The following is a 20248-nucleotide window of genomic DNA, read 5'->3' on the forward strand; positions in this document are numbered from 1 at the left end:
GCCCGCTGGTGGGCGATGTTGCTGCTCTGAATCTGTCCAACCATCAGAACCAGGGCATCGTCCGCCAGCGGGCTCCTACAGGGTTTGTGCGTACGGGTTTTATGCGCGGTTATTCAGGCTCGTAGTCGAGGTTGGACGCCAGCCAACGTTCGGCTTCGGCCAGGGTCCAGCCCTTGCGTCTGGCGTAGTCCTCGACCTGTTCCTTGCCGAGTCGGCCAACCACGAAGTACTGGCTGTCCGGATGCGAGTAGTACCAACCGGAGACGGCCGCGGCGGGGTACATCGAGAAACCCTCGGTGAGTTCGATGCCGGTGTTGCGGGTGGCGTCGAGCAGGGCGAACAAGGTGGTTTTCTCGGTGTGGTCGGGGCAGGCGGGATAGCCGGGCGCAGGGCGGATACCGCGGTATTTTTCGGCGATCAGCTCGTCGTTGCCCAGCACTTCGTCCGGCACGAAGCCCCAGAGCTCGCGGCGCACGCGTTCGTGCATGTGTTCGGCGAACGCCTCGGCGAGGCGGTCGGCCAAAGCCTTGAGAATGATCGAGGAGTAGTCGTCGTAGTCGGCTTGGAAGCGGGCCAGGTGCTCCTCGATGCCGATGCCGGCGGTGACCGCGAAGCCGCCGATCCAGTCGGGCTTGCCGAACTCGCTGGGCGTGACGAAATCGGCGAGACACAGGTTCGGCCGTTCGATCGGCTTATCGGCTTGCTGGCGCAGGCTGTGCAGTACGGCGAGCCGTTCCGTGCGGGCGGTATCGGTATATACCTCCACGTCGTCGCCGACATTGGCCGCCGGCCACAGGCCGATCACGGCGCGGGCGGTCAACCACTTCTCGGCAATGACCTTGTCCAGCATGGTCTGGGCATCGCGGAACAGCTCGCTGGCCTGGGTGCCGACGACTTCGTCGGTGAGGATGGCCGGGTAGTGGCCGGCCAGTTCCCACGCCTGGAAGAACGGTGTCCAGTCGATGTAGGGGCGGATCGTGGCGAGGTCGTAATCGTCGAATACGGTGACGCCGGGCTGGTTCGGCTGCGGCGGCTCGTAGGCGGCCCAGTCGCAGCGGAAGCGTTGCGCACGGGCTTTCTCCAGCGGCACCAGTTGCTTGCCGGGACCACGGTTGCGATGACGTTCGCGCACGTCGGCGTAGTCGGCGCGCACCTTGGCGAGGAAATCCTCGACCAGATCCTTGCTGACCAGCGATTGCGCCACGCCGACCGCACGCGAGGCGTCCTTCACCCACACCGTGCCGGCCTTGTAGTGCGGCTCGATCTTCAGCGCGGTGTGCGCGCGCGACGTGGTGGCGCCGCCGATCAGCAGCGGGATATGAAAGTCCTGCCGCTGCATCTCGCGCGCGACCTGGCTCATTTCCTCCAGCGACGGCGTGATCAGGCCGGACAGGCCGATCATGTCGGCCTTCTCGGCGATCGCGGTTTCCAGGATCTTCTGTGCCGGCACCATCACGCCCAGGTCGATCACCTCGAAGTTGTTGCAGCGGAGCACCACGCCGACGATGTTCTTGCCGATGTCGTGCACATCGCCCTTGACCGTGGCCATGATGATCTTGCCGTTGTTCTTGCCGGTGTCGCCGGTGCGCAGCTTTTCCGCCTCGATGTACGGCAGCAGGTAGGCCACCGCCTTCTTCATCACGCGGGCGGATTTCACCACCTGCGGCAGGAACATCTTGCCGGCGCCGAACAGATCGCCGACCACATTCATGCCGTCCATCAGCGGGCCTTCGATCACGTCTAGCGGGCGCGTCGACAGCTGGCGTGCCTCTTCGGTGTCCTCGACCACATACTGGTCGATGCCATGCACCAGCGCGTGGCTGAGTCGTTCGCGCACGGGCTTCTCGCGCCAGGCCAGCGTTTCGACCACCGCTTCGCCGCGCTTGCCCTTGTAGTTGTCGGCGATCTCCAGCAGGCGCTCGGTGGCATCGTCGCGGCGATTCAGCACCACGTCCTCGACGCGCTCGCGCAGCGGCGGGTCGATATCGTCCATGATCGTCAGCGCGCCTGCGTTGACGATGCCCATGTCCATGCCGGCGCGGATCGCGTGGTACAGGAATACCGAGTGGATCGCCTCGCGCACGATGTTGTTGCCGCGGAACGAGAACGACACGTTGGAGACGCCGCCGGAGATGTGGCAGTCGGGAAAGCGCTTTTTCAGCTCGCGGGTGGCTTCGATGAAATCCACCGCGTAGTTGTTGTGTTCCTCGATGCCGGTCGCGATCGCGAAGATGTTGGGGTCGAAGATGATGTCTTCAGGCAGGAAGTCGAGTTTCTCCGTCAGCAACTCGTACGCGCGCGAGCAGATTTCCACTTTGCGTTCGCAGGTATCCGCCTGGCCTTGTTCGTCGAACGCCATGACCACGGCGGCGGCGCCGTATTGCTGCACCTTGCGCGCCTGCTCGAGGAACGCGGCTTCGCCTTCCTTCATCGAGATCGAGTTGACGATGCCCTTGCCTTGCAGGCAGCGCAGGCCGGCCTCGATCACCGTCCACTTGGACGAGTCGATCATGAACGGCACGCGGGCGATATCGGGTTCGGACGAGATCAGGTTGATGAAGCGGGTCATCGCCGCCTCGGAGTCGATCAAGCCCTCGTCCATGTTGATGTCGATGACCTGCGCGCCATTGGCGACCTGCTGGCGGGCGACTTCGACGGCTTCGTCGTAGCGGTCTTCCTTGATCAGTTTCTTGAACTGCGCCGAGCCGGTGACATTGGTGCGTTCACCGACGTTGATGAACAGCAGATCGGGCGTGATGACCAGCGGTTCGAGGCCGGACAGACGCGTGTGGCGTGCCATGTTATGCAGCCTCCGCTTGATCGGCGGATGGCAACGCACGCGGTGCGAAATGGCGAACTGCCTCGGCGATCGCCTTGATATGTGCCGGTGTGGTACCGCAGCAACCACCGACCAGGTTCAGCAGGCCGTCGCGGGCAAAGCCCTTGATCACCTCGGCCATGTGCTCGGGCGTCTCGTCGTATTCGCCGAACGCATTCGGCAGGCCGGCGTTCGGATGGGTGCTGACATAACTCTCGGCGAGGTTCGACAGCGTCTGGATATGCGGACGCAGATCGTCGGCGCCGAGCGCGCAGTTGAAACCCACCGACAACGGCCGCGCATGGCGCACCGAGTAATAGAACGCCTCGGCGGTCTGCCCCGACAACGTGCGCCCGGAACGGTCGGTGATGGTGCCGGAGATCATCACCGGCATCCGTGCGCCGCGCTGGTGGAACAGCTCGCTCAGCGCGAACAGTGCGGCCTTGGCATTCAAGGTGTCGAAGATCGTCTCGACCATGATTACGTCGGCGCCGCCGTCGATCAGGCCGTTGGCGGATTCGGTGTAGTTCTCCGCCAGCTCCTCGAACGTGACATTGCGGAAACCCGGGTCGTTGACGTCCGGCGACAGCGAGGCGGTGCGGCTGGTCGGGCCGAGCACGCCGATCACGAAGCGCGGCTGGTGCGGAGTTTTTGCGGTCATCGCGTCGCAGGCGGCGCGGGCGAGGCGGGCGCCTTCCAGGTTCAACTCGTGCGCCAGATGCTGCAGCTGGTAGTCGGCCTGGCTGATCCGGGTCGAGTTGAACGTGTTGGTCTCGATCAGGTCGGCGCCGGCTTCCAGGTAAGCATCGTGCACGCCGCGGATGATCTCCGGCTTGGTCAGCGTGAGCAGGTCGTTGTTGCCCTTGAGGTCGCAGCCGCCGGGGTGGGCATGGTTGTCGTGGGTCTGCGCATGGCCGTCGTGGCCATGCTCGAAGCGCTCGCCGCGAAAACCACCTTCGTCCAGCTCATGCGCCTGCAGCATGGTGCCCATGCCACCGTCGAGGATCAGGATGCGCCGATGCAGCGCCTGTTCCAGCAGGGCGACGCGTTCGGGGTGGAGCCAGGGCAGGGTACTCATTTCACTTCCTTCGGTTAAGCATCTCTCCGTGGGGAGAGCGGCGTTCAAGCAGGCTTGCGCGCCAGCAGGCTGATCACTTCGAAATGCGGCGCCTTGCGTTCGCGGCTGAGCCGGTTGCAACTCAATACGTCGAGGCCGGCGGTACGCGCGTAGCCGTCGAGCTGTTCGCCGCTGAAGCCGAGATTGCGATGATCGAACGGTTCCACCACGGCACGATGGTCGTGCTTGCCCAGCGTCACCGCGAGCAGGCGGCCACCGGGGCGCAGCAGTCGCGCGGCTTCGGCCACGGCCTTCGCCGGATGCTCGGCGTAGGTCAGCGCGTGCAGCATCAGCACCAGGTCGAAACGCTGCTCGCCCAGGTCCAATGCATGCATGTCGCCCTGACGCACCTGCACGTTGGCGAACGACTTGAGCCGCTTGGTCGCGGCCTCGACCACGCGATCGCTTGAATCGACGCAGACGATGGAGTGCGCGTGTGGGGCCAGCAGCTCGGCGGTGATGCCGTCGCCGGAGGCGATATCCAGCACGTCGCCGGTGCCCAGCAATTGCAGCAGCGATCGCGCCAGCGTCTCCCAGGTGCGGCCGGGCGAATAGTGGCGCTCCATGTCGCCGGCTACGGTATCGGCCCAGCCTTCTTCGCGCGCGCGGTTCGCCAGCACGCCGGGCAGGCGTGCGCTGTCCTCGCGCAGCAAGGCGTCGTCGATGCTCTCGCGTAGCGAGCCGAGCAGGCTGTGCTGGGCGGCGTCGCCCTCGTTGTTGGCGCGGTAATAAGCCGACACGCCGGCGCGGCGGTCGCGCACCAGACCGGCTTCCTTCAGCTTGGCCAGGTGCGTGGACACGCGCGGCTGCGCCAGATGCAGCACCGCGGCAAGCTCGGCCACGGTGAGTTCTTCGTGTTCGAGCAGCGCCAGCAGGCGCACCCGGGTAGGGTCGGCCAGCAGCCGGAGTACGCTGGAGGCGGTGGCCAGATCCATTGGTTATCCCTGTATCGCGATACAAAGATGTATAGGCTAGGCCGGCCTTTGCGGCACGTCAAGCGCGCACCGGCAAGCCTGCGCGCCATTTCCCGCTAAAATTACCGGCTTGATTGCCTTCAGGAGCATCCCGTGGATTTCCGTTTCACCGAAGACCAGCTGTCGATCCAGTCGATCGCCCGCGATTTCGCGCAGAAGCGCATCATGCCGGTGGCGGCGGAACTGGACGCCAGGGGCGAGTTTCCGCTGGACAACATCCGCGAGATGGGCCAGCTCGGCCTGATGGGCATCGAAGTGCCGCACGAGTACGGCGGCGCCGGCATGGATCCGATCGCCTACGTGCTGGCGATGATCGAGATCGCCGCGGCCGATGCGGCCACCGCGACCATCATGTCGGTGAACAACTCGCTGTTCTGCAACGGCATCCTCAAGCATGGCAACGAGGAGCAGAAGCAGAAGTACGTGCGCGCGATCGCGACCGGCGAAGCGATCGGCGCGTATGCGCTGACCGAACCGCAGTCCGGCTCCGACGCTTCGGCCATGCATACCCGTGCCAGCAAGAACGCGGACGGCGACTGGGTGATCAACGGCAAGAAGAGCTGGATCACCTCCGGCCCGGTGGCGCGCTACATCATCCTGTTCGCCATCACTACGCCGGGCATCGGCGCCAAGGGCGTGTCGGCCTTCATCGTCGACACCCAGCTCCCGGGCTTCCACACGGGCAAGATCGAGCCGAAGCTGGGCATCCGCGCTTCGGCCACCTGCGAAATCGAGTTCACCGAATACGTGTTGCCGAAGGAAAACCTGCTGGGCGCGGAAGGCAAGGGTTTCTCGATCGCGATGGGCGTGCTCGACGCCGGCCGCATCGGTATCGCCTCGCAGGCGGTGGGCATCGCCCGCGCCGCGTACGAGGCTACGCTGCAGTGGTCGCGCGATCGCAAGGCGTTTGGCGCGCCGATCGGCACCTTCCAGATGACCCAGTCGAAGATCGCCGACATGAAGTGCAAGCTGGATGCGGCGACCCTGCTGACCTTGCGCGCTGCGTGGACCAAGGGCGAAACCGAAAAGCACGGCGGCCGCTTCGGCACCGAGGCGGCGGTGGCCAAGCTCACGGCGTCGGAAGCGGCGATGTGGATCAGCCACCAGGCCGTGCAGATCCACGGCGGCATGGGCTATTCGAAGGAGATGCCGTTGGAGCGCTACTTCCGCGATGCCAAGATCACCGAGATCTACGAAGGTACCAGCGAGATTCAGCGCCTGGTTATCGCGCGTGCGGAGACCGGTTTACGCTGAGAAGCAGGAGTGAGTGGAGAGGAGTGAGAAACGAGAGACAGCTCGCACGTCGAACCTCTTCATCAGCGTGAAGCAAAACATAAAGGCCCCGACTTGCGTCGGGGCCTTTTGCTTATGTCGCACAGGGAAGTGGAGGGGAGCGTGCCTTCTCTCTTTTCTCACTCCTCTCCACTCACTTCTGCTTTTTCACGCTCCGCGGCGCGGATCCGAATCGAACGACTGCATGCCGTTGCGGCTTTGCGCGGCCGGCGGTACATCGCCGTCCATCTTGTCGCCGAGCAGGCGCCGCACCACCACGTAGAACACCGGGATCAGCAGCACGCCGAGGAAGGTGGCGAACAGCATGCCGCCGATCACGCCGGTGCCGATTGCATGGCGCGCATTGGCGCCGGCGCCGCTGGAGATGAATAGCGGGAACACGCCGAGGATGAAGGCCAGCGAGGTCATCAGGATCGGCCGCAACCGCAGTCGAGCTGCATCGACCGTGGCATCGCGCAAAGTGCGTCCGGCCTTCTGCTCGGTCACGGCGAACTCAACGATCAGGATCGCGTTCTTGGCGGCCAGGCCGATCACCGTGATCAGGCCGATCTTGAAGTAGATGTCGTCGGGCAGGCCGCGCAGCAAGGTGAACACCACCGTGCCGAGCAGGCCCAGCGGCACCACCAGCAGCACCGAGACCGGAATCGACCAGCTCTCGTAGAGCGCCGCCAAAGCCAGGAACACGATCACGATCGACAGCACCATCAGCAGCGTGGCGGCATTGCCGGAAAGGATTTCCTGATAGGACTGGCCGGTCCAGTCGAAACCGAAACCTTTCGGCAAGTCATTGGTGACGATCTTTTCCATCTGGCTCATTGCTTCGCCCGAGGCGTGTCCCAGCGCCGGCGAGCCGACGATTTCGACCGCCGAGTAGCCGTTGTAGCGGGTCAGCGACGGCGAAGCGACGTTCCAGCTAGTGCGCACCACGTTGGACAGCGGGATCATCTGCGGCGTCGTGCTGCCGCTGGCCAAGGGAGCGGGCGTGAAGATGTGCTGCAAGGCCTCCGGGCCCAACCGGTAAGGTGCATCGGCTTGCATGATGACGCGTTTGACGCGGCCGCCGTAGGTGAAGTCGTTGACGTAGATGGGGGCTAGCATCAGGCCGATCGCGTTGTAGATGTCACCGACCTGCAGACCCATCGCCTGCGCTTGCACACGATCCACGTCGAGATGCACCTGCGGCGAATCTTCCAGCGAGTTCGGGCGTACGCCGGTCAGCAGCGTATTCTGGCCAGCCTTGCCCAGCAGTGTGTTGCGTGCCTGGGTGAGTGCGTCGCGGCCGGCACCGCCACGGTCCTGCAGATACATGTCGAAACCGCCGAACTGACCCAGCCCCTGCACCGTGGGGATGTTGGCCACGAAGATGCGTGCGTCGTGCACCTGCTGCATCTCGCCGTTCGCGCGCTGGATGAACTGCGCGGCGGTCACGTCACGCTCGGCCCAGTCCTTGAGCTTGATGAAGGCCATGCCGGCATTCTCGCCCGAGCCGATGAAGCTGAAGCCGGTGACCTGCAGCACGCCTTCCACCGCGCTGTCCTTGCGGAGGATGTCGCGCATCTGGGCCATCACGGCGCTGGTGCGCTGTTTGGTGGCACCTGGAGGCAACTGGATCACCGACAGCGCATAACCCTGGTCTTCTTCCGGCAGGAAGCTGCCGGGCAGGCGCGTGAACAGGAAACCACCGAGCGTCGCGATCAGCACGAAGGCCAGCATCCAGCGCGGTGCATGGCGTACGGCACTGCCGATGTGGCCGGTATAGGTATGCGTGGTCCAGGTGAAGAGCTCGTTGAACTTGCGGAACAGGATGTTCTTTTTCTTGCCGTGCTCCGGCTGCAGGAAGCTGGCGCACAGCGCCGGCGTGAACGACAGCGCGAGGAACGCCGAGAAACCCATCGACACCGCAATGGTCAACGCGAACTGCTTGTAGATCACGCCGGTGGCGCCGGGTTGCAGCGACGACGGCACGAATACCGCCGCCAGTACCACGGTGATCGCCACCACCGCACCGGTGATCTGCCCCATCGCCTTGCGGGTGGCCTCCTTCGGCGACAGATTTTCCTCGGTCATGATGCGTTCGACGTTCTCGATCACCACGATCGCGTCATCCACCACGATGCCGATCGCCAGCACCATGCCGAACAAGGTCAGCTGGTTGATGGTGAAGCCGAGCACCAGCATGCCCAGGAACGTACCGAGCAGGGCGACCGGAATCACCAGGGTCGGGATGATGGTGGCGCGGATGTTCTGCAGGAACAGCAGCATCACCAGGAACACCAGGATGATCGCCTCGACCAGCGTGTGCACCACTTCGCTGATCGAGATCTTGACGAAACTGGTGCTGTCGTACGGGCTGAACCAGCTCACGCCCTGCGGAAAGCTGGGCGCCAGTTCGTCCATCTTGCTGCGCACCGCCGTGGCCACGTCCAGCGCATTCGCGCCGGGCAGCAGCTGGATCGCGAATGCGCCGATCGGTTTGCCGTCCCACTGGGTATCGAAGCCGTAGTTGTTCGGACCGAAGCTGGTCCGCGCCACGTCGCCGAGGGTGACGGTGGTACCGTCCGCATTCGCGCGCAGGATGATGCCGGCGAACTGTGCGGGTGTGGTGAAGCGGCCCTCGGTCGACACGGTGGCGCTGAAGGCCTGGCCGGCCGGGGCCGGATCGGCGCCCATCGAACCAGCGGCGAACTGCACGTTCTGCGCCCGGATCGCGGCCAGCACCTGGCTGGCCGATAATCCGTAACCTTGCAGCTTGTCCGGGTTCAACCAGATCCGCATCGCGTATTCGGCACCGAACTGCTGGGTGCTGCCGACGCCGGGCACGCGCGAGATCTGATCGAGCACCTGCGAGCCGACGATGTCGTTGAGGCGGTCGCGGTCGATGCCCGGGTTGTCCGATTTCAGCGCCACCACCATCAGGAATCCGGCGTTGGCCTTGGCCACCACCACGCCTTGCTGGGTCACATCGGACGGCAGGCGCGGCGTGGCCAGGGCGACCTTGTTCTGCACCTGCACCTGGGCGATGTCGGGATTGGTGCCGTTCTCGAAGGTCAGCGTGATGCTGGCGCGGCCGTTGGAGCTGGAGGACGAGTTGAAGTACAGCAGATGGTCGATGCCGGTGAGCTGCTGCTCGATCACCTGGGTGACGGTTTTTTCGGTGGTGTCGGCGCTGGCGCCGGGATAGCTGGCGGACACCGTCACCGACGGCGGGGCGATCGTCGGATACGACTCCACGCCCAGGTTGAGGATGGCCAGTACGCCACCCAGCGAGATCAGGATGGCGACCACCCAGGCGAAGATCGGGCGATCGATGAAGAAACTCGGCATGGTCTGGGCTCCGTTACTTGCCGCCAGAGGAGGGGCTTGCGGAAGCGCCCGGGGCATTCGCCGAGGACGATCCGCCGACGGGCGCGGCATGCCAGGGGCTGGCCTTGGCCGGCGTGCCGGCCTTCACGTTCTGGATGCCCGACACCACCACCCGATCGCCAGCGGCGAGGCCGTCGGTAACCACCCAGTTGCCACCGATCATGTCGGCCGTGGTGACGTCCTTGCGCGCCACCTTGCCGTCAGTGCCGACGGTCATCACATAGGCGCCCACGGTGTCGCGCTGCACCGACTGCTGCGGGACCAGGAACACTTTGTTCTGCTGGCCGAGGTTGGCTTTCAAGGTCACATACATGCCGGGCAACAAGCTGTGCTTCGGATTCGGAATCGTCGCGCGCAGGTTGACCGAGCCGGTAGCCGGGTTGACCGTGGTATCGGAGAAATTCAACACACCCGGCTCGCCGTACGCGCTGCCGTCGGGCAGGGTGACCTGCACACTGGCCTTGTCCGGTTCGGCGAGAGTGACGTTGCCGCTGCTCTGCGCGCGGCGCATCTGCTCCATCGACGCCACGCTCATGGTGAAGTTCACGTAGAGCGGGTCGATCTGGTCGATGGTGGTGAGCAAGGTCGCTTCGCCGCTGCCGACCAGCGCGCCTTCGGTGACCTGCTGCTGGCCGGCACGGCCATCGATCGGCGCGGTCACGTCGGCATAGCCCAGGTTGATGCGGGCGCTCTGCACATTGGCCTGGGCCGCCTGGACCGCGGCGGCCGAGGTGCGTTCGGCGGCCAGCGCATTGTCCAGGTCCGACTTGGACACGTAACCCTTGGGTGCCAGTTCGCGCACGCGCTGCGCGGCAATCTTGTCATTGGTGTAAGTCGCCTGCGCCTGCGCCAGCGCGGCCGAACTGGCGGCCAGCGTGGCCTTCAAAGGGGCTGGATCGATCTGGAACAATAACTGGCCCTTCTTCACGTCGGTGCCTTCGTCGTAATTGCGCTTGAGCAGCACGCCCGGTACGCGGGCACGCACGTCGGCACTGCGATACGACGACAGCCGACCGACCAGATCGCGCGTCAGCGGCGAATTTTGCGGTTGTGCGGTGATCACGCCCACTTCCGGCGGCGGCATCTGCGGCGGACCTTGCACCTTGCCGCAGGCAGCCAGCACCAGCAGGCTCAGGCACAACGACGGCGTGCGCAGTAATGAGGACTTCATGGGAGCTCCAGAACTTGCTTGATCGGGGGAATATGGGGAGGGGACGGGAAGCGCTACGGCAAATCAGGGAACAGATACCGCATCGCGACCGTGGTGTCCCGTGTCATAGGTTTGGTCGGATCGTGAAACCTGTGGGACGCGATGTCGGTGCCGTCATGCAAAGCACGCTGTTAGTCGTCTCGACCATCAGGCTATACCGGTCAGTTTACATTTTATCGGAGGCAGGAATCCACCGTTGACATGCGTGCTGAAGCTGTGAGCAAACGCGTCGAACGCATTTTTCCGATGCTGCGTCGGAGCGGTTTCCGGCGATGAAGACGCCGAGCGCGTGGGTGTCATCGCGATGGTGACGATGTGCCGAAGACGTCGCGAAGCATGCCCGCTTGAGCACGTCGATGACCTGTCTCGTGATCCGCGAGAGACATCACGATTCGCCCGATCCATCCGGGCGGGCATGGTGCGAACCGCGCTGCGCGGGTGGATTCGCCTTGTCACGCAGCGTATCCTTTCAAGGCTTTTTCTCCCCATTCTCAAATCTTGTCTCCACTGACTAGCAGATGCCATGAATGCGACCCATGCGGCGAACGATTCCTCCCTTCCGTCGGTAGTGCTTGCAGAGCTGGAAAAGGGCGGTTTGTCGCCCCAGCGACTGAATGAGGCGCAAGTTTTTTGCCGGGCGTTTTTCGCCCGCGTCGGGGCCAGCGATGTCACCTTGCATACGACGGTGCAATGGGCGGCGCTGGTCGGCAGCCTGCTGGAGTTCATGCAGCAACGCCAGGCCGCGCGTGCCACCGTGCGCGTGCTGAGTCCGGCCGACGTCCATGCCGGCCGCAGCCTGCTGCAGATAGTCACCGACGACATGCCGTTCCTGGTCGACACGGTCAGCATGATCGTATCGAACCGGTTGCAGATTCATGCGGTGATCCATCCGGTACTGAAGGTGGTGCGCGATGCGTCCGGTCAGCTGCAAAGCCTCAGCGACGAGGCCGGCGCGCCCGAATCCATCATGCACTTCGAGATCGATCGGGTCGCCGACGCTGCCGAGCAGGCGCAGCTGAAAGCGCAGATCGAGGCTGCGCTGGAAGACGTGCGGCTGGCCGTGAACGACTGGGCTGCGATCCGCAACAAAGCGCTGGAAGTCGCCAACGAATTGCCGCGGCGCCAGTTGCCGCTGGATGCTGCGTCGGTGCAGGAAGCCAGCGAGTTCATGCGCTGGCTTGCCGACGACAACTTCACCTTTCTCGGCTATCGCGAGTACGAAGTCACCGACGCCGATGGCGATCGCGTGCTCCGTGCGGTCGAGTCTTCGGGTCTGGGCATTCTGCGCGGACGTGAGCGCTCGCTGGCGCCGCGCTCGCTGCGCACCCTGGCTGCCAGTGAGCTGCCGCAATCCGGTTCGACCGACGCGATCATCCTGACCAAGACCAATGCGCGTTCGCACGTGCACCGCACCGGCTACATGGATTACATCGGCGTGCTGCAGTTCGGCGCGGACGGCCGCGCAGTGGCCGAGCAGCGTTTTCTCGGCCTGTTCTCGTCCAATGCCTATATGGCGCGCCCGCAGGACGTGCCACTGGTGCGCCACAAGGTCGAAGCGGTGCTGGCGCGCTCGGGGCTCAAGCGCGACTCGTATTCCGGCAAATCGCTGCGCCACACGCTGGAAACGCTGCCGCGCGAAGAGCTGCTGCAGAGCAGCGAGGACGAATTGTTCGCCACCGCGATGGGCATACTCGAACTGCGCCAGCGCGCTCATACGCGGCTGTTCATGCGGCGCGATCGCTATGGCCGCTTCTTCAGCTGCATGGTGTTCGTGCCGCGCGACCGCTTCAATACCTCGGTGCGCGAGCGCATCGAGAACCTGCTGGGTACGGCACTGCACGCCGAGCAGAGCGACTCGTCGGTGCAGATGGGCGAGGCCACGCTGGCTCGGCTGACCATCGTGGTGCGCCCGAAGATCGGCGACCAGCCCGTCTACGACCTGGCGGAGCTCGAACGAGGCGTCGCCAGCATCGTGCGCAACTGGCACGACGAGGTGCGCGATGCGCTGGTGCAGCAGCGCGGCGACCATGAAGGCGTGGTGCTGGCCAACCGTTTCGCGAAGGCGCTGCCGGCCGGGTATGTGGAAGAGGTGAGCCCGGCGGTAGCCGCCGAGGACGTGTATCAGCTGTCGCTGCTGGAAGGCGACAACGCGTTGCGGATGTCGTTCTATCACCCGCCGAAGGCGCCGGAATCGCTGCGCTTCAAGGTGTACCGCTCGGGCGGCGACATCGCCTTGTCCGAAGTGTTGCCGCAGCTGGAGAACCTGGGCCTGCGCGTGCTCACCGAGCATGTCTACGACATTCCCGGCGATGCGCCGCGGTCGATCCAGGATTTCGAAGTGCAGCCGGTCGGCAAGCTGACCTTCGGCGTCGAGCAGGTCGGTACGCTATTCGAGAATGCGTTCGAGCAGATCTGGCGCGGCAATGCCGAGAACGACGGTTTCAACCGGCTGGTGCTGGGCGCCAAGCTCAGCTGGCGCCAGGTGGCGGTGCTGCGGGGCTATTGCAAATACCTGTTGCAGACCGCTGCCACGTTCTCGCAGGCATACATGGAAGACACGCTCAACCGCTATCCGGCGGTCGCCGGCCTGCTGGTGGAACTGTTTCTGGCCAAGTTCGACCCGCGCCGCGAGGCGCTCTCCGCCGACGAGCTGAAGGCCGCCGGCGCCACTCTCACGACCGAGATGCAGGCGCTGATTCCGGCCAACGTGCAGGCCGCGCATCCGGCGCTGATCGATGGCTTGAGCGCGGCGTTGTCCAAGCCGCGCGACGAGCAGATCCAGATCGTCGAAAGCGCGATCGCCGTGCTGCTGGAGAACGTCGCCAGTCTCGACGAGGACCGCATCCTGCGCAGCTTCGTGGGGCTGATCCGCGGCACCTTGCGCACCAGCTTCTTCCAGCAGTGGAACGGCGCGTATCGCGACTACATCAGCTACAAGCTCGACTCGCACAAGATACCCGAGCTGCCCAAGCCGGTACCGTATCGCGAGATCTGGGTATGCGCGCCGCGCGTCGAGGGCATCCACCTGCGCTTCGGCGCGGTGGCGCGCGGCGGCCTGCGCTGGTCGGACCGGCGCGAGGATTTCCGTACCGAAGTGCTGGGCCTGGTCAAGGCGCAGATGGTGAAGAACACAGTGATCGTCCCGGTCGGTTCCAAGGGCGGCTTCTTCGTCAAGAAACCGCCAGCGGGCGGCGACCGCGACGCCCAGCTGGCCGAAGGCATCGCCTGCTACCGCCTGTTCATCAACGGCCTGCTCGACATCACCGACAACCTGATCGAAGGCAAGGTGGTGAACCCGCACGACGTGGTGCGTCACGATGCGGACGATCCCTACCTGGTGGTGGCAGCCGACAAGGGCACCGCCACGTTCTCCGACATCGCCAACGCGATCTCGATCGAACACGACTATTGGCTCGGCGACGCTTTCGCCTCGGGCGGCTCTAACGGTTACGACCACAAGGGCATGGGCATCACCGCGAAGGGTGCGTGGGAATCGGTCAAGCGCCACTTCCGTTCGCTCAACCGCGATTGCCAGACGCAGGATTTCACTTGCGTCGGCATCGGCGACATGTCCGGCGACGTGTTCGGCAACGGCATGCTGCTGTCCGAGCACACCCGCTTGCTGGCGGCGTTCGATCATCGTCATGTATTCCTCGATCCGAATCCGGATACCGCGCGCTCGTTCGCCGAGCGCCAGCGCATGTTCAAGCTGCCGCGTTCGAGCTGGGACGATTACGACAAGTCGCTGATTTCCGCTGGTGGTGGCATTTACCCGCGCAGCGCCAAATCGATCCCGGTCTCGCCGGAAGTGCGTGCGGTGCTGGGACTCAAGCCCGACGTGACGCAGCTGGCGCCGGCCGATCTGCTCAGCGCGATCCTCAAGGCGCCGGTCGACCTGCTGTGGAACGGCGGCATCGGTACCTACGTGAAGTCGTCCGCGGAGACGCATGCCGATGTCGGCGACCGCGCCAATAACGCGCTGCGCGTCAACGGTGGCGAGCTACGCTGCAAGATCGTGGGCGAGGGCGGCAACCTGGGCATGACCCAGAAGGGCCGCATCGAGGCGGCGCAGCATGGCGTGCTTCTCAACACCGACTTCATCGACAACTCCGCTGGCGTAGATACCTCCGATCACGAGGTGAACATCAAGATCCTGCTCAATGACGCGGTCCAGCGCGGCGAGCTGAGCTTCGATGCGCGCAACGCGCAGCTCGCCGCGATGACCGACGAGGTCGGCCAGCTGGTGTTGTGGGACAACTATCGGCAAAACCAGGCGATCACCTTGATGGAGCACCAGTCGGTGAGCCGTCTCGGTTCGATGGCGCATTTCATCCGCACGCTGGAAGCCGAGGGCACGCTGGATCGCCAGGTCGAGAACCTGCCGTCCGACGCCGAGCTGACCGAGCGCAAGAGCCGCGGCTTGGGCCTGACCCGGCCCGAGCTCGCGGTGCTGCTGTCGTACGACAAGATCCGCCTGTTCCAGCAGATGCTCGATTCCGACGTGCCGGAAGATCCGTACCTGTCCAAGGAACTGATGCGCTACTTCCCCGAGCCGTTGCACGTGAAGTATGCCGAGCACATGCAGCGCCATCGCCTGAAGCGCGAGATCATCGCCACCGCGGTGACCAACTCGACGATCAACCGCATGGGCGCCACCTTCATGATGCGCATGCAGGAGGACACCGGCCAGCGTCCGGCCGCGATCGCCAAGGCGTACACCGCGGCGCGCGAAATCATCGAGGCGCGTGAACTGTGGGCGCAGATCGAAGCACTCGACAGCCAGGTCGCCGAGGACACCCAGATCGACGCGATCAAGCAGATCTGGTCGCTGCTGCGCCACCTGACCCGCTGGCTGCTGAATCGTCCGGGCGGTTCGCTGGATATCGCCGCCAATGTCGAGCGTTATCAGGACAGCGTGTCGGCCCTGCGCAAGGCGTTGCCGGAGGTGCTGACGCCGACCGGCAAAGGCGATTTCTCATGCACCCAGGAGAAATGGGAAGGCCTGGGCCTGCCCGCCGATCTGGCGCTGCGGCTGGCCCGCATGCCGGAGCTGCGAGCCGCGCTGGACATGGCCGAGGTGGCGCAGCAGAGCGGTCAGCCGATGGAGAAGGTGGCTGGCGTGTTCTTCGAACTGGGCGAGGCGCTGGACCTGGAATGGCTGCGCGACCAGATCGAGGCGTTGCCGGTCGAAGGCCATTGGCATGCGCAGGCACGCGGCTCGCTGCTGGACGAGCTCAACCACCAGCATCGCGCATTGGCGCTGCAGGTGCTGAGCCTGACCGGTGCGCGCAAGGACGTCTCGCCGGTACAGGCTTGGCTGCAGCGCGACGATCCCTCGTTGCAGTACACCCGCAGCATGCTGGCGGAAATCCTCACTCAGAACGCGGACTACCCGATCGCTTCGGTCGCGGTACGCCGGCTGGCCCAGCTGGCGCAGGTGCCGGTGGGCTGAGCCGCCTCCCGCCGTCATGTGGTTCAGAACGCCCGGTGCCTGCAAGGTCACCGGGCGTTCCAGCATGCAGCATTTGTAGGAGCCCGCTGGCGGGCGATGCTTTTGCTCTGGGTCGATTGATTTGAAGCGAAGAGCTTTCGTGCGCCTCTGGCGCCCGAGTCACTTTCTCTTTGTGTGGCCAAAGAGAAAGCTAACCAAAGAGAAAGGCCACCCCGCTTGGCGCTTGCCGGGCTCCTGCCCGGCAAGTTCGTGAGCCGGGGCCGGGCTTTTCGACAGGGCTCCTGCCCTGGCGAAAAGGAGTCGACATCCTTGTCGACTCCCGCTTCGCGGCCTATCGACCCGTCTCACCGCCGCACAGGGGCCCCGGGTAGAGCAGCGGGCCATCCTGGCCCGCACTCGGTGAAAAGCTAGAGCGAAGCGTCGCTCTGCTATTGCTCTGGCTCCTCTGAAAAGTACGCGCAGGAGGCGCGTTGCTTTACCCGGGGCCCCTCTGAAGCGGCGGGTGGGTGGAGGAACAGCCCGCAGGGTGGTTCGCAAGGATGCGAACCAGTTTGGCGTCAGGGCAGGATGCCCTGTCGACAAACCCCGCAACCCACCCGCGGACTTGCCGGGCAGGAAGCCCGGCAAGCGCGTAAGCGGGGTGTCGTTTTCTCTTGGTTACTTCTCTTTTGGACAAGCAAAAGAGAAGTAACTCGCCCTCCGCAGGAGGACGAAAGCTTTTTGCTCCGAATGCAGAAACAACAAGCAGGAGCATCGCCCGCCAGCGGGCTCCTACGGTAAGCTCGTGCGACCGCCACTACGTGCCGATGCCCATGCGCCTTGCCTTCGTCGCCAGCGATACCAGCGTCGCCCAGCAGGCGCGGCGCAAACTGGTCGATCGTTACGGCGATGTGCCGCCCGAAAAAGCCGAGCTGATCGTGGCGCTGGGTGGCGACGGTTTCATGCTGCGCACCTTGCATGCCTACCGCGAACTGGAAGTGCCGGTCTATGGCATGAAGCTGGGCCGGGTCGGGTTCCTGATGAACAAGCACAAGCTCGACGGCTTGCCGGAGCGAATCGCGCGCACGCATACGGCCTCGCTGTTCCCGCTGCAGATGCAGGTCACCGATGCGGCAGGCAATGAACACTCGGCGTTGGCGTTCAACGAAGTTTCGCTGTTGCGCCAGAGCAATCAGGCCGCACACCTGGAAGTGCAACTCAACGACATCGTGAAACTGGCGACATTGATCTGCGATGGCATCCTCGTCTCCACCCCGGCCGGTTCCACCGCTTACAACCTGTCCGCGCACGGCCCCATCCTGCCGCTGGATGCGAATGTGCTGGCACTCACCCCGATCAGCCCGTTCCGCCCGCGCCGCTGGCGCGGCGCAATCCTGCCGCATCGCACGGAAGTGCTCCTGCGTGTGCTCGATCCGGCCAAGCGCCCGGTCAGTGCCACCGCCGATTTCCACGAGGTGCGCGACGTGCGCACGGTGTCGATCAGGCAGTCCGGCGGGCAGGGGGTGCGCCTGTTGTTCGATCCGGAACACAACCTCGAACAGCGCATCCTCGACGAGCAGTTCGCGGCAGAATGAAAAAATTCAGAAGTGAGTGGAGAGGAGTGAGTGGAGAGAGGCCTCTCTCGTTTCTCACTCCTCTTCACTCATTCCTCGCTCTATGCGCTAGATTCGCGTCATGACCAAGCCAACCGTACATGCCCCCGACTCGGCCAGCGACCAGCGGCTGGTCGTCGCGATTTCCTCACGCGCACTGTTTGATCTGGGTGATAGTCATGCGTTGTTCGAACGCGAAGGGCTGGATGCCTACCGCTCGTTCCAGATCGAACACGAGAACGAGATACTGAAACCCGGCGTGGCGTTTCCGCTGGTGCAGAAGCTGCTCGGTCTCAACAAGCTGGCCGGCGACGTGCCGCCGGTCGAGGTGATCCTGCTTTCGCGCAACTCCGGGGACACCGGCTTGCGCATCTTCAACGCGATCCAGCACTACGGCTTGCAAATCAGCCGCGCCGCGTTCACCAGCGGCGCGCCGACCTCCGATTACATCGCACCGTTCAAGGCCGATCTGTTCCTTTCGGCCAACGCCGAAGATGTCGGACGGGCGCTGGCCGCCGGCGTGGCATCCGCGACCATCCTGCCCAGCACCGCGGCACCGCGTGCCAGCGAGCAGCTGCGAATCGCTTTCGACGGCGACGCCGTGATCTTCGGCGACGAAGGCGAACGCGTATCGCGCGAAGAAGGCCTGGAAGCGTTTCATCGCAGCGAAAGCGAGCATGCCGCCGAACCGCTGTCGGTCGGTCCGTTCCGCGGCTTTCTCACCGCGTTGCATCGCCTGCAGGCGGCATTCCCGGCCGAGAATTCGCCGATCCGCACCGCGCTGGTCACCGCGCGTTCCGCACCTGCGCACAAGCGGGTGATCCTTACCTTGCGCAAGTGGGGCGTACGCATCGACGAGGCGCTGTTCCTCGGCGGTCGCGACAAAGGCCCGTTTCTCGACGCGTTCGGCGCCGATATCTTTTTCGACGACTCGCCGGCCAATGTGGAGTCGGCGCGCAAGCACGTGGCCACGGGCCATGTGCCGCACGGAGTCAGCAACCGCTGAGGTTTGCCTGGTTTCAGGCGTGGAAAAGCCGGCTGTCCGCGGGGGCCTGTTCGCGTTCGTGCATGCCGTAGTCGCGGATCACGCTGGCCACGCGCAACCGGTAATCGTCGAAGACGGTGGCACGGCCGCGAGCCTGGGCGATCCGGTGCCGCTCGATGTTCCGCCATTGCGCCACCGCATCTTCATCGCGCCAGAACGACAGCGAAAGGATTTTTCCGGGCGTCGTCAGGCTCTCGAAGCGTTCGATCGAAATGAAGCCGTCGATGCCATCCAGCAAGGGGCGCAGCTGAGCGGCGATGTCGAGGTATTCCTGGCGGTGCCCGTCGGCTGGGGTGAGTTCGAAGATCACGGCGATCATCGCTGCTGCGCCTCGGCCGCGAGGATGAAGGCGTCCACGCTTTGATACAGCGAATGGCGGTTGCGCTCCAAGTGCATCACGTGAGTGCCGTGGTCGATGCGCATGCGCCACTTCAGCGGGCTGTTGCTGAACTTCGCCAGCAAGGCGGCCGCTCCGGCATCATCCGTCACGCGGTCGTAATCGCCGTACACCACGAAGACCGGAACCTTGATGGCCGCCGGGTCGTAGGGATAGATGCCGGTAGCCGTCACCGCGTCGATATCCACCGTCGGACCGGCCGGAATGCGCAGCTCGCCCGGCGCGTCTCCGCCGATGTGGGGCACCGACGCATCGAAGGCGGTAGCCCATCTCTGCGCCACGGCCGGTTCCAGCAACGTCAAGCCTACGGGCAGGACGTTCTTGAAACGCAATTGCTGGTAGCGCGCTTCGGCCGTGATGGTCCACCAAGCGCCGGGGAGGGCCTCAGCCGACGCACCCGCCTTCGCCACGACGGGGCCGAACAAGGTGAGCGAGGCCAGCCCGCCGGGATGTTCCGCGGTGAAAGTGGCCGCGGGGATGGTGCCCCAGGAGTGGGCGACCAGGTGGACGTGGCTCATGCGGCGGGTTTGTCGCAGATAGTCGACGGCTACGGCGATTTCCTGCGCGGCCTCGGTCGCCCTGGTCACCGGGGCGGCAGCTTGGGCAGGCCGTGCCATCGCTGCGGGGCGACTGGATGCGCCGAATCCCAGGAAGTCCAGGCCGCAGACGAGAAAACCCTGCTGTGCCATGTGGCTCATCCACGAGTCTCCGGGCGCGAATTCGAATCCGAACGCCAGCATGGTCGGGAAGCTGGCGCCGTGCACGAACAGCACGCTGCGGCCGTTGGCGTGCGCCGGCGCGATGCAGTGCAGGGCGAGCCGCTGCCCGGGAGCATGCGGAGCGGGCAGGGTGATGGTGCTAGCGGAAAGCGCGGAGATCAGTCCAAGCGCCAGTAGTCCCGACATGTTTGCGGCTCGTTGTGGGTGGGGCCACCAGCATGGCTGCAGCACGGCATGGAACGTTTAGACGGCCGGCGAAACATGCCGG

At 64.6% G+C, this 20248-nt stretch carries 11 protein-coding genes; 4 read left to right on the forward strand and 7 right to left on the reverse strand.

The window, feature by feature from the left end; translation table 11 throughout:
• Positions 1 to 109: 109 nt before the first annotated feature.
• The 3 genes from metH to BUA26_RS10840 are packed head-to-tail and all read right to left on the reverse strand — an operon-like array spanning position 110 to position 4870.
• Complete coding sequence (metH, locus tag BUA26_RS10830) at positions 110 to 2800, reverse strand: methionine synthase (protein WP_083572978.1); 2691 nt, start codon at positions 2798 to 2800, stop codon at positions 110 to 112.
• 1 nt (position 2801) lies between these two features.
• The gene (locus BUA26_RS10835) at positions 2802 to 3896 is read right to left on the reverse strand and encodes a homocysteine S-methyltransferase family protein (RefSeq protein WP_072760648.1); all 1095 of its coding nucleotides are present in this window, start codon (positions 3894 to 3896) and stop codon (positions 2802 to 2804) included.
• A 44-nt stretch (positions 3897 to 3940) separates the two neighbouring features.
• Complete coding sequence (locus BUA26_RS10840; protein ID WP_072760649.1) at positions 3941 to 4870, reverse strand: ArsR/SmtB family transcription factor; 930 nt, start codon at positions 4868 to 4870, stop codon at positions 3941 to 3943.
• Positions 4871 to 5002: 132 nt separating this feature from the next.
• Here BUA26_RS10840 and BUA26_RS10845 point away from each other — a divergent pair, with 132 nt between their 5' ends.
• Positions 5003 to 6163, forward strand: a complete 1161-nt coding sequence (locus BUA26_RS10845; RefSeq protein ID WP_072760651.1) for an acyl-CoA dehydrogenase family protein — start codon at positions 5003 to 5005, stop codon at positions 6161 to 6163.
• A 186-nt stretch (positions 6164 to 6349) separates the two neighbouring features.
• On the opposite strand, the gene BUA26_RS10850 is transcribed toward BUA26_RS10845, so the two are convergent.
• Together BUA26_RS10850 and BUA26_RS10855 are read right to left on the reverse strand one after the other, a co-directional pair.
• Positions 6350 to 9526: a multidrug efflux RND transporter permease subunit gene (locus tag BUA26_RS10850; protein WP_072760653.1), complete on the reverse strand. Its 3177-nt coding sequence runs from the start codon at positions 9524 to 9526 to the stop codon at positions 6350 to 6352.
• A 13-nt stretch (positions 9527 to 9539) separates the two neighbouring features.
• On the reverse strand, positions 9540 to 10736 hold the full coding sequence (locus BUA26_RS10855) for an efflux RND transporter periplasmic adaptor subunit (protein ID WP_072760654.1): 1197 nt from the start codon (positions 10734 to 10736) through the stop codon (positions 9540 to 9542).
• A gap of 562 nt (positions 10737 to 11298) precedes the next feature.
• On the opposite strand from BUA26_RS10855, the gene BUA26_RS10860 reads away from it, so the two are divergent.
• The 3 genes from BUA26_RS10860 (at position 11299) to BUA26_RS10870 (ending at position 18825) form a co-directional block, all read left to right on the forward strand.
• Positions 11299 to 16227 carry an NAD-glutamate dehydrogenase gene (locus BUA26_RS10860; RefSeq protein ID WP_072760656.1) on the forward strand — a complete coding sequence of 1643 codons (4929 nt, stop codon included), beginning with the start codon at positions 11299 to 11301 and terminating at the stop codon, positions 16225 to 16227.
• 800 nt (positions 16228 to 17027) lie between these two features.
• The gene (locus BUA26_RS10865) at positions 17028 to 17801 is read left to right on the forward strand and encodes an NAD kinase (protein ID WP_218587805.1); all 774 of its coding nucleotides are present in this window, start codon (positions 17028 to 17030) and stop codon (positions 17799 to 17801) included.
• A 100-nt stretch (positions 17802 to 17901) separates the two neighbouring features.
• Positions 17902 to 18825, forward strand: a complete 924-nt coding sequence (locus BUA26_RS10870) for a 5'-nucleotidase (RefSeq protein WP_072760660.1) — start codon at positions 17902 to 17904, stop codon at positions 18823 to 18825.
• 13 nt (positions 18826 to 18838) lie between these two features.
• On the opposite strand, the gene BUA26_RS10875 is transcribed toward BUA26_RS10870, so the two are convergent.
• Together BUA26_RS10875 and BUA26_RS10880 are read right to left on the reverse strand one after the other, a co-directional pair.
• The gene (locus BUA26_RS10875) at positions 18839 to 19183 is read right to left on the reverse strand and encodes an antibiotic biosynthesis monooxygenase family protein (RefSeq protein ID WP_072760662.1); all 345 of its coding nucleotides are present in this window, start codon (positions 19181 to 19183) and stop codon (positions 18839 to 18841) included.
• Complete coding sequence (locus BUA26_RS10880) at positions 19180 to 20166, reverse strand: alpha/beta hydrolase (protein ID WP_072760664.1); 987 nt, start codon at positions 20164 to 20166, stop codon at positions 19180 to 19182. Before BUA26_RS10880 ends, BUA26_RS10875 begins: the two co-directional genes overlap by 4 nt.
• Positions 20167 to 20248: the final 82 nt, after the last annotated feature.

This window comes from Rhodanobacter sp. OK091, from assembly GCF_900142825.1.
GTDB lineage: Bacteria > Pseudomonadota > Gammaproteobacteria > Xanthomonadales > Rhodanobacteraceae > Rhodanobacter.

Bases quoted from the DNA above. Each gene is read 5' to 3' on its own strand.
- metH (WP_083572978.1), bottom strand. From the start codon at position 2,800: ATGGCACGCCACACGCGTCTGTCCGGCCTCGAACCGCTGGTCATCACG.
- BUA26_RS10835 (WP_072760648.1), bottom strand. From the start codon at position 3,896: ATGAGTACCCTGCCCTGGCTCCACCCCGAACGCGTCGCCCTGCTGGAA.
- BUA26_RS10840 (WP_072760649.1), bottom strand. From the start codon at position 4,870: ATGGATCTGGCCACCGCCTCCAGCGTACTCCGGCTGCTGGCCGACCCT.
- BUA26_RS10850 (WP_072760653.1), bottom strand. From the start codon at position 9,526: ATGCCGAGTTTCTTCATCGATCGCCCGATCTTCGCCTGGGTGGTCGCC.
- BUA26_RS10855 (WP_072760654.1), bottom strand. From the start codon at position 10,736: ATGAAGTCCTCATTACTGCGCACGCCGTCGTTGTGCCTGAGCCTGCTG.
- BUA26_RS10860 (WP_072760656.1), top strand. From the start codon at position 11,299: ATGAATGCGACCCATGCGGCGAACGATTCCTCCCTTCCGTCGGTAGTG.
- BUA26_RS10870 (WP_072760660.1), top strand. From the start codon at position 17,902: ATGACCAAGCCAACCGTACATGCCCCCGACTCGGCCAGCGACCAGCGG.
- BUA26_RS10875 (WP_072760662.1), bottom strand. From the start codon at position 19,183: ATGATCGCCGTGATCTTCGAACTCACCCCAGCCGACGGGCACCGCCAG.
- BUA26_RS10880 (WP_072760664.1), bottom strand. From the start codon at position 20,166: ATGTCGGGACTACTGGCGCTTGGACTGATCTCCGCGCTTTCCGCTAGC.